The following is an 8,664-nucleotide window of genomic DNA, read 5'->3' on the forward strand; positions in this document are numbered from 1 at the left end:
GTACCCCCAATTGCCGAGGAGCTGGGCGACGCCGGTCGGGGTGAGGTGTTCGGCGGCTCCGCGCACGACGGACTCGACGAGGGCGTCACCGACGAGGCCGCCGTCGCGGTACTCGTAGCTCGGCACGCCCTCTGCCCGCGGCGTGATCACGAACGGCGGGTTGGAGATGATGTGGTCGAAGCGCTCGCCCGCGACCGGCTCGAACAGGCTGCCGAGCCGGAATTCGATGTTGGTCACGCCGTTGAGTGCGGCGTTGAGGGCGGCGAGCTCGAGAGCACGCTCGGAGATGTCGGTCGCGACGACGCGTCTGGCGTGGCGGGAGGCGTGCAGGGCCTGGATCCCGCAGCCGGTACCGAGGTCGAGGGCGGTGTCGACCGGGTTCGGCAGCAGCAGGCCGCTCAGGGTGAGGGATGCCCCGCCGACGCCGAGCACATGGCTCTCGCCGAGCGCGTGCCCGAGTACGAGCTCGCCGAGGTCGGAGGCGATCCACCAGCTGCCGGCCCCGTGGGCGTCCACGAAGCTGTACGGGCGGAGCTCGACGAGCGGGCGGAGCAGGGTGTTCTCGTCGGCGCCGGGTTCTGTGCCGGGTTCTGTGCCGGGTTCTGTGCCAGGCTCGGCGCCGGGCCCGTCATCCTCACCGACGAGGGCGACGAGCCCGAGCGCGACGGCACCTGCCGCCCCGAGGCTCGGGAGCGCCGCCGACAGCGCGCCGCGCGTCACCGGGAGTCCGAGAACGAAGAGCTGCGCGAGGGTCGCCGACGGCTCCTCGCGACCGAGCCTGGCGCGAAGGGCCGCGAGGGCCCGCAGGGCGGGGACCCGCTGGTTGCGGCGGAGCGCGGCATCCGCTTCGGGGCCCCAGAGTCCGCTCAGGGTCGCCACGGAATAGTGCGCCGTTTCGAGGTCTGCTCGCAGGAGCGGGATGAGGACGAGGCTCTTCGCCGGGAGCGCGGCGGGATTCGGTGCAGGGATCACTCCCCCATTCAACTGCACGGCGCGGCAGGCAGGACGGTGCTTTGTCCGCAACTCAGCGCGAGACCTCGCTGACGAGGGCGTTCACGGGCACCGAATCCCGGGGAATGGCCGCGAACTGCCGGGTGATGAGCCGCGGGGTGACCATCCGGAAGGGCGGCGGGGCCGGATCGGATGGCGCGCCGGACTTCCCCTCGAACTCGCCGGCGAGGAGCTCGAGGGCCGCGGCGGCGACTTCGTCGACGGGCTGGTCCACGCTCGAGAGCCCGATCGCCGCCGCGATGGGCGTGTTGTCATACCCCGTGACCGGCACCCGGGCCGGGTTGGCGATCATCGCCCCGAGGGCGAGCGCGTCGCTCGCACACAGCACCGCGTCGATGCCGCCGGCCGTGCGGGCGAGCTGCTGCATGGCCGCCGCGCCCTGGTCGACTCCGTCGGCCGTGACCACCTCGAGGCAGGCGAGGTCCTCCGCGGAGACGTCGCCCCGCTCGAGCATGGCGTCGTGCCAGCCGCGCCGACGGTCGTCGCCTGTGCCGGACGGGCTCGGCCAGCCGATGTAGGCGATGCGGGTCGCACCGGCGTCCTGCTGCGCGCGGGTCGCCGCGTGCAGGCCAGAGTAACCATCCACGTCGACCCAGGGGTGGCGTGGCGCGGTGAAGTCGTCGCTCCGCCAGGGCCGGCCGAAGGTGACGAAGGCGATGCCCTGCTCGAGCAGCCATTCGGTGCGCGGGTCATCGGCGGTCGTCGAGGTCAGGACGAAACCGTCGACATCCGCCCCGTCGTTCAGGCGCCGGAACTGACTGATCTCGTCCTCGGGGCTCGTGGCGGTGAACAGGAGCACACGCAGGCCCCTGGCATCGGCCTGCTCGGTCAGGGCATGCAGGAACCGGTCGAGTACCGAGCCGGAGATGCCGTCGATCATCGGGTCGAGGCGGATGCCGATCGTCGAGCTGCGCCGGGTGCGCAGCCGTCTCGCCGAGGCGTGCGGACGGTAGCCGAGCGCACTGATGGCCGCCTCGACCCTGGCGCGGGTATCGGCCTTCACGATTCCGGGCGTGTTCATCACGTTGGAGACCGTCTGGCGGGACACCCCGGCTACGCGCGCCACGTCCGTAACGGTGGGGAATTCTCCCATGATCTCTCCCTGCCGGTGCTCCTCGCGCCCCGGGCACGAGGCCCCGTGGCTGGAACGATAAAACCAGACTAGCGCGTCGGATCGACCCCAGAATTAGATCGATCAAAGAAAAAGTTTGATCGATCAAATAAAACCGGCTATCGTCGTTCTCACACAAGCAAACGCGCACTGCGGCGCGACTTTAGGAGAAGAAAATGCAACGACGCACCTCCCGCTGGATGATCGGGGCCGGCCTGACCATGGCCGGAGCGCTCGCCCTCACGGGCTGCAGCTCAAGCTTCGGCGGCACCACGTCCGGCTCGACCGGCTCGGCCGCCGCGCTCACCAGCGACGCGAGCAAGAGCCTCACCGTCCTGATCGGTTCGAGCGGCGACGCCGAGACGAAGGCCGTCAACGCGGCCGTCGCATCCTGGTCCTCCTCGAGCGGCACGAAGGCCACCGTCTCCGTCGCGAGCGACCTCAACCAGCAGCTCGCCCAGGGCTTCGCAGCCAAGAAGCCGGCCGACGTGTTCTACCTGTCGACGGATGCCCTCGCCGGCTACGCCTCGAACGGTTCCCTGCTCGCCTACGGCGACAGCCTCGCCAACAAGGACGACTTCTACCCGAGCCTCGTCAAGTCCTTCACCTACGACGGCCAGTTCTACTGCGCGCCGAAGGACTTCTCCACGCTCGGCCTCGTGATCAACACGGATGCCTGGGCGAAGGCCGGACTCACCGACGCCGACATCCCCACGACCTGGGACCAGCTCGAAACCGTGGCCAAGAAGCTGACCACGCCCGACCAGGTCGGCCTCGCCATCGGCGGCGAATACGCACGCGCCGGCGCCTTCATGGCGCAGGCCGGCGGCAACCTCATGAACGAGGACAGCTCCAAGGCCACCGCGAACAGCGCAGAGGCCGTCGCCGGTCTCACCGAGGTCAAGAAGCTCCTGAACGACGGCGTGATGAAGTACGCGAAGGACGTCGGAGCCGGCTGGGGCGGCGAGGCTTTCGGCAAGCAGCTCGCAGCCATGACGATCGAGGGCAACTGGATCACCGGTGCCATGTCCAGCGACTACCCGAGCGTGAAGTACACGGTCGCCGAGCTTCCGGCCGGCCCCGCCGGCAAGGGCACCATGCAGTTCACCAACTGCTGGGGCATCGCAACGGACAGCCCCAACCAGGCCGCCGCGCTCAAGCTCGTCGAGCAGCTGACCAGCAAGGACTCCCAGCTGGCCTTCTCAACGGCCTTCGGCCCGATGCCGTCGATCAAGTCCGCCGCGTCCGACTGGAAGGCCGCCAACCCGGTGCTCGTCCCGTTCCTGAACGGTGCTGACTACGCCGTCGGCACGCCCACCGCGAAGGGCTCAGCGGATGTCGTGACCGAGCTGAACTCCAAGCTCGAGTCCCTCAAGACGGGCGATCCCCAGCAGATCCTCGACGCCGCCCAGAAGAACCTCGAAGCGCTGCTGAAATAGTTCGACATGTCGAAGCCCGCACGCACGTCTCGCCGCTCCGGAATCCGGGGCGGCGAGGCCGCCTCGGGGTGGCTCTTCACCGCCCCGATGATCATCCTGCTCGGGATGTTCCTCGTCGTCCCTGTGCTCATGGCGCTCTGGGTCAGCTTCTCCGACTGGGGAGGTCGCGGCAGCCCCTTCGGCGGCAACGTGAAGTTCGTCGGCTTTGACAACTACTCCACCCTGCTGAACGGGGGCGGCCTGGCCGAACAGGACTTCGGCACGGCACTGCGCAACAACGCGTGGTACGTCGTGCTCGTCGTCCCGATCCAGACCGCCCTCTCCCTCCTGCTCGCCGTGCTCGTCAACCGGCAGATCCTCCGCGGCCGAGGCTTCTTCCGCACCTCGTTCTACTTTCCGTCGGTGACGAGCTCGGTGGCGATCACCGTGCTCTGGCTGTTCCTGTTCAGCTCGACGGGCGCCATCAACAAGCTGCTCTCGTTCATCGGCATCAACGGGCCGAACTGGTTCAACGACCCGAGCGGCATCCTGCACAACTTCCTGCAGCTCTTCGGGGTGACCCAGGGCCCCGCCGCACTCACGGACGGATCCTTCCTCGGCGTCTCCTGGTGGGACTGGCTCGCCGGCCCCTCTGTCGCCATGACGGCCTTCATCCTGATGGCCGTATTCACCACGAGCGGCACGTTCATGCTGCTCTTCATCGCGGCGCTGCAGAACCTCAGCGGAGAGGTCACCGAAGCCGCGATGATGGACGGCGCCAACGGCTGGCAGCGGTTCTGGAAGGTCACCCTCCCCCAGCTGCGCCCGACCCTGTTCACCGTGCTCACCCTCGGCCTCATCGGCAGCTGGCAGGTCTTCGACCAGATCTACACCGGCACCAAGGGCGCACCCGGCAAGACCACGCTCACGCCCGCCTACCTGTCCTACCAGTCGGCGTTCAACAACCAGGAATGGGGCCAGGGCGCCGCGATCGCGTTCATCCTCTTCGTGATCATCGTGTTCTTCACGCTCTTCCAGCGCTGGGTGCTGCGGGAACGGCCGGTGTCGAAGCGCAGGATGCGGCCCTACCTCACGAATCCCGCCTCAGCGGTCGCCCTGGCGGCCACGGCCACACCCGCATCGACGACGAAGTCCGGAGAGTCACGATGAGCGCGCCCACGGTCAGCCCATCCCGCAAACTCCGTGCGCTCAGCCGCGAAAAGCTCCCCACCCGCGCCGTCGCCGGCCGGTCGCTGATGTACGCGATCCTCACCGTGCTCGCGATCATCTACATCGCCCCGTTCCTGATACAGGTCGCGACCTCGTTCAAGACGGACGTCGAGGCGGCGAGCAATCCCATCTCGCTGCTCCCCCAGACCTGGTCGACCGCCGCGTACCAGAAGCTGTTCCTCAACTCGGACTTCCCGGTCTGGTTCAAGAACTCCGCCATCGTCACGATCTTCGTCACGCTCGGACGGGTGTTCTTCAACTCGCTCGCCGGCTACGCCCTCGCCCGGTTGCAGTTCCGCGGCCGGACGGTCATCTTCGCCGGCCTGATCGCCGTGATGAGCGTGCCCGGCGTCGTGCTCCTGATCCCGAAGTTCCTCGTGATCAACCAGATCGGCATCTACGACACCTACGTCGGCATGATCGTGCCGCTCCTGACCGATGCGGCGGGGGTCTTCATCATGAAGAACTTCTTCGAATCGATCCCCGCGAGCGTCGAGGAACAGGCCCGCATCGACGGGGCAGGCACCTTCCGGGTGTTCTGGTCGATCGTGCTGCCGATGGCGAGGCCCGCCCTGATCACGATCATCATCCTGTCCTTCCAGGGATCGTGGAATGAACTCTCGCACTTCATCGTGGCCACCCAGTCCCCTGAACTGACCACGCTCACCAAGGGCGTCGCTTCGCTCGCCTCCGGGGAGCTCAGCCAGGGCACCCAGTATCCGCTCAAACTCGCCGCCGCGGCGATCATGACCATCCCGGTCGCGGTGATGTTCTTCATCTTCCAGAAACGGATCATGAACACCACCGACGGCGCCGTCAAAGAGTAAGTCCCGGCCGGCCGGCCCACCTTCCCCGTCCCCCTGTGGACATCCGCTTCAACCCAGGAGTCGTTCCTTCCTCATGCTTTCCCAGTCCCTCATCTCGACGCCCGTGCCCATTCAGCCCGCCGGCGACCACCCGGTCCAGCCGCTGCTCCACGATTCGACCATCGTCCTCGCCGCACCCACCCAGGCGTGGTCACGTCCCGACGGGCGCACCGAACTGCCGATCCACGGCCTGTACCACGCGGACACCCGCGTGCTCTCTGGCTGGGACGTCTCGGTCGGCGGGGCACACGGCGAGGCGATCGCCCAGGCCGGGCGCGGTTCGGGCGAAGTGACCTTCACCTCGCTGCTTCGGCACCTCGACGACGCCACCGCCGACCCGCGGCTGCGGCTCGAGGTGACGCGGACCCTGAGCGCCGGGCGGATGCGAGAACGCATCACGATCCGTTCGGGCCTGGGCCACACGGTCTCGACCACGATCGCCCTGCGGGTCCACCCCGACTTCTCGGACATGCAGACCGTCAAGGCCGGGCTCGCCGACCCCGAGAGCCGGCGCGCGTTCCCGACTGAGGACCTGCCGGAGACGCCCGTCGTCGACCTCGAGACCCTTGCCGACGGCATCCGCCTGTCGACGCCGAGCGTGACGGCCGTGCTTCGGTTCGGCAGCGACGCGACACTCGCCCAGACACCCGCGTCGGCCGCCGGCGGGGCGCACCGAGCCGGGACGGATGCCGCCGCACCGGTCGTCGCGGCGAGCTGGGCGGTCGAAGTGCCCGCGCACGGCACCGCGACCGTGGAATGGACCGTCGACGTCGAGCACCGTGCAACCGTGGTGCAGGCGGCCGAGGGCCTGCCCGAGTGGGATGGCGTGACCGTGCATTCCGGCGATGCCCGGCTCGGCCGCTGGGTGCAGCGCGCCCTCGATGACCTCAGCGGGCTGCGGATGGCGACGACGGCTCGGCCCGATGAGCCGTTCCTCGCCGCAGGGGCGCCGTGGTTCTTCACCCTGTTCGGGCGCGACTCGCTGTGGGCGGCGCGGTTCCTGCTGCCGCTCGGCACCGACATCGCCGGCTCGACACTCCGCTTGCTCGCAAGCCTGCAGGGCACCGTCTCCGACCCCGAAACGGCCGAGCAGCCGGGCAAGATCATGCACGAGCTGAGGCCGGGCGCGTTCTCGATGCCCGGCGAGAGCCTGAACCTGCCGCCGCTCTACTACGGGACGGTCGACGCCACGCCGCTCTGGATCTGCCTGCTGAACGACGCCTGGCACTGGGGCCTGCCCGACGCCGAGGTCGTGGCCCTGCTGCCCCACCTCGAGGCGGCACTCGGCTGGATGCGCGACTCCGGCGACAGCCACGACGACGGGTTCCTCTCCTATGTCGACGAGACCGGGCACGGCCTGGCCAACCAGGGCTGGAAGGACTCCGGCGACTCGATCCAGTGGCGGGACGGCTCCCTCGCCGAGGGGCCGATCGCTCTCTGCGAGGTGCAGGCATACGCCTACCAGGCGGCGATCGGCGGCGCCGAGCTGCTCGAGGCCTTCGGTCGCCCCGGCGCGGCCGAGTGGCGCACCTGGGCGGCGAACCTGCAGGCCCGATTCCGGGCATCCTTCTGGATCGACTCTCCCGAAGGACGCTACCCGGCGGTCGCGCTCGACGCGCACAAGCGCCCGGTCGACACGGTCACGAGCAACATCGGCCACCTGCTCGGCACCGGCCTGCTCAACGCCGAGGAATCGGCGCTCGTCGCCGCCCGGCTCGTCTCCCCCGAGCTCAACTCCGGTTTCGGGCTGCGGACGATGTCGACCGACTCGACCGGATACTGGCCGCTGAGCTACCACGGCGGCTCGGTCTGGACCCACGACACCGCGATCGCGATCAACGGGCTGGGCCGCGCCGGGTTCGGCGCCGAGGCCGGCATCCTGATCGACGGGTTGCTCGCGGCCGCCGAATCCTTCGGCTACCGAATGCCGGAGCTCCACTCCGGGGACTCCGCGGCAGAATTCCCGGTCGCGGTTCCCTACCCCGCGGCCTGCCGCCCGCAGGCCTGGTCAGCGGCGGCGGCGACGGTCATAATCGGCGAGCACGGATGCCGCGGCGTCCGGTTCCCTGATGGCGAGCGCGAGCGCCGGGGCGAGCAGGAGTCCGTCGAGCCAGCCGAGGTTCATGCCCTGGCCGCCGATCGGGCTGATCTGGTGCCCCGCGTCGCCGACGAGCACGATGCGTCCGCTGACGAGACGTTCGGCCAGCCGCTGCTGCACCGAGAACGCGCTCACCGACGCCCCGGACGAGGGCAGGACCACGCCCGTGCGGGACTCGACGATCGCGGCGAGGTCGTGGCTCGAGGCATCCGGTTGCAGGGACGATGTCATCGCGACCCAGCGCCGCCGCCCGCCGGGGAGCGGGAATGACTCGACGACGCCGCCGCGCTCGAAGTACAGCACCGCCTGCTCGGCGGCCTGCTCACCCGCGGGGTAGTCGCTCATGAGATAGGTGTCGCCACCGCCGCGCTCGATGCCGCGGATGCCGGCGAGTGCTCGGATGACACTGCGGGCGCCGTCCGCGGCGACGACGTAGCGGGCCTCGAGTACGGTCGCCGTTCCGGCCTCCTCGACCTCGACCTCGACGCGGTCGCCGCGGTCGCGGACATCTGTGACCGTGACGCCCGACCGGTACCGGCCCGGGCTGAGCTCGTCGAAGCGGGCACGCAACAGTGCCTCGGTCTCGTACTGCGGCAGCGAGACGACGAACGGATGCCGTCCGGCCGCCTCCCGGAACGTCAAGCGGCCCAGGGCGCGCCCGTCGCACCGCACCTCGCCGCCACGGATCCGCACCGCACGTTCGACGACGGCGTCGGCGAGGCCGAGCTCCTCGAGGGCGCGCATCGACGGCGGGTGGATGCCGATGGCTCGCGACCGCCGCGACGGTTCCGCGCGCCGCTCGAGCACCTCGACGTCGAGGCCGCGCACCGCTAGGAGCCCCGCGAGCAGGATCCCGACCGGACCGCCGCCGACCACGATGACGTCGCGCATCCGCTGCCCATCGCTCGCCTCAGCGCCCGACCTCGCCGA

Annotated in this window: 6 protein-coding genes and 1 pseudogene; 4 read left to right on the forward strand and 3 right to left on the reverse strand. The window is 69.5% G+C overall.

What is annotated here, in order from left to right; translation table 11 throughout:
- Both QN357_RS15850 and QN357_RS15855 read right to left on the reverse strand, forming a co-directional pair.
- Nucleotides 1-972, reverse strand: a 972-nt coding sequence (locus QN357_RS15850) for a methyltransferase (protein WP_323505181.1), incomplete at its 3' end; no start/stop codon positions are given.
- Between the two features lie 52 nt (nucleotides 973-1,024).
- Nucleotides 1,025-2,104 carry a LacI family DNA-binding transcriptional regulator gene (locus tag QN357_RS15855; protein ID WP_134560881.1) on the reverse strand — a complete coding sequence of 360 codons (1,080 nt, stop codon included), beginning with the start codon at nucleotides 2,102-2,104 and terminating at the stop codon, nucleotides 1,025-1,027.
- A gap of 194 nt (nucleotides 2,105-2,298) precedes the next feature.
- On the opposite strand from QN357_RS15855, the gene QN357_RS15860 reads away from it, so the two are divergent.
- From QN357_RS15860 to QN357_RS15875, 4 genes and pseudogenes are all read left to right on the forward strand, one after another.
- Nucleotides 2,299-3,561, forward strand: coding sequence for a sugar ABC transporter substrate-binding protein (locus tag QN357_RS15860; RefSeq protein ID WP_134449378.1), 1,263 nt, complete (start codon nucleotides 2,299-2,301; stop codon nucleotides 3,559-3,561).
- 6 nt (nucleotides 3,562-3,567) lie between these two features.
- On the forward strand, nucleotides 3,568-4,710 hold the full coding sequence (locus tag QN357_RS15865; protein ID WP_134559904.1) for a carbohydrate ABC transporter permease: 1,143 nt from the start codon (nucleotides 3,568-3,570) through the stop codon (nucleotides 4,708-4,710).
- Between the two features lie 86 nt (nucleotides 4,711-4,796).
- Nucleotides 4,797-5,597 carry a carbohydrate ABC transporter permease gene (locus QN357_RS15870; RefSeq protein ID WP_241975438.1) on the forward strand — a complete coding sequence of 267 codons (801 nt, stop codon included), beginning with the start codon at nucleotides 4,797-4,799 and terminating at the stop codon, nucleotides 5,595-5,597.
- A 73-nt stretch (nucleotides 5,598-5,670) separates the two neighbouring features.
- Nucleotides 5,671-7,671, forward strand: a pseudogene (locus QN357_RS15875) (glycogen debranching N-terminal domain-containing protein); the annotation flags it as partial.
- Here the strand turns inward: QN357_RS15875 and QN357_RS15880 are convergent.
- Nucleotides 7,645-8,625, reverse strand: a complete 981-nt coding sequence (locus tag QN357_RS15880) for an FAD-dependent oxidoreductase (protein WP_416347626.1) — start codon at nucleotides 8,623-8,625, stop codon at nucleotides 7,645-7,647. The pseudogene QN357_RS15875 and the gene QN357_RS15880 sit on opposite strands and share 27 nt — an antisense overlap.
- Between the last annotated feature and the right edge of the window lie 39 nt (nucleotides 8,626-8,664).

The organism is Cryobacterium sp. RTC2.1, assembly GCF_035018685.1.
GTDB lineage: Bacteria > Actinomycetota > Actinomycetes > Actinomycetales > Microbacteriaceae > Cryobacterium > Cryobacterium glucosi.

What these genes read in the sequence shown, in the direction of transcription:
- QN357_RS15860 (WP_134449378.1), top strand. Translation starts at nt 2,299, where the DNA reads ATGCAACGACGCACCTCCCGCTGGATGATCGGGGCCGGCCTGACCATG.
- QN357_RS15865 (WP_134559904.1), top strand. Translation starts at nt 3,568, where the DNA reads ATGTCGAAGCCCGCACGCACGTCTCGCCGCTCCGGAATCCGGGGCGGC.
- QN357_RS15880 (WP_416347626.1), bottom strand. Translation starts at nt 8,625, where the DNA reads ATGCGCGACGTCATCGTGGTCGGCGGCGGTCCGGTCGGGATCCTGCTC.
- QN357_RS15870 (WP_241975438.1), top strand. Translation starts at nt 4,797, where the DNA reads ATGTACGCGATCCTCACCGTGCTCGCGATCATCTACATCGCCCCGTTC.
- QN357_RS15855 (WP_134560881.1), bottom strand. Translation starts at nt 2,104, where the DNA reads ATGGGAGAATTCCCCACCGTTACGGACGTGGCGCGCGTAGCCGGGGTG.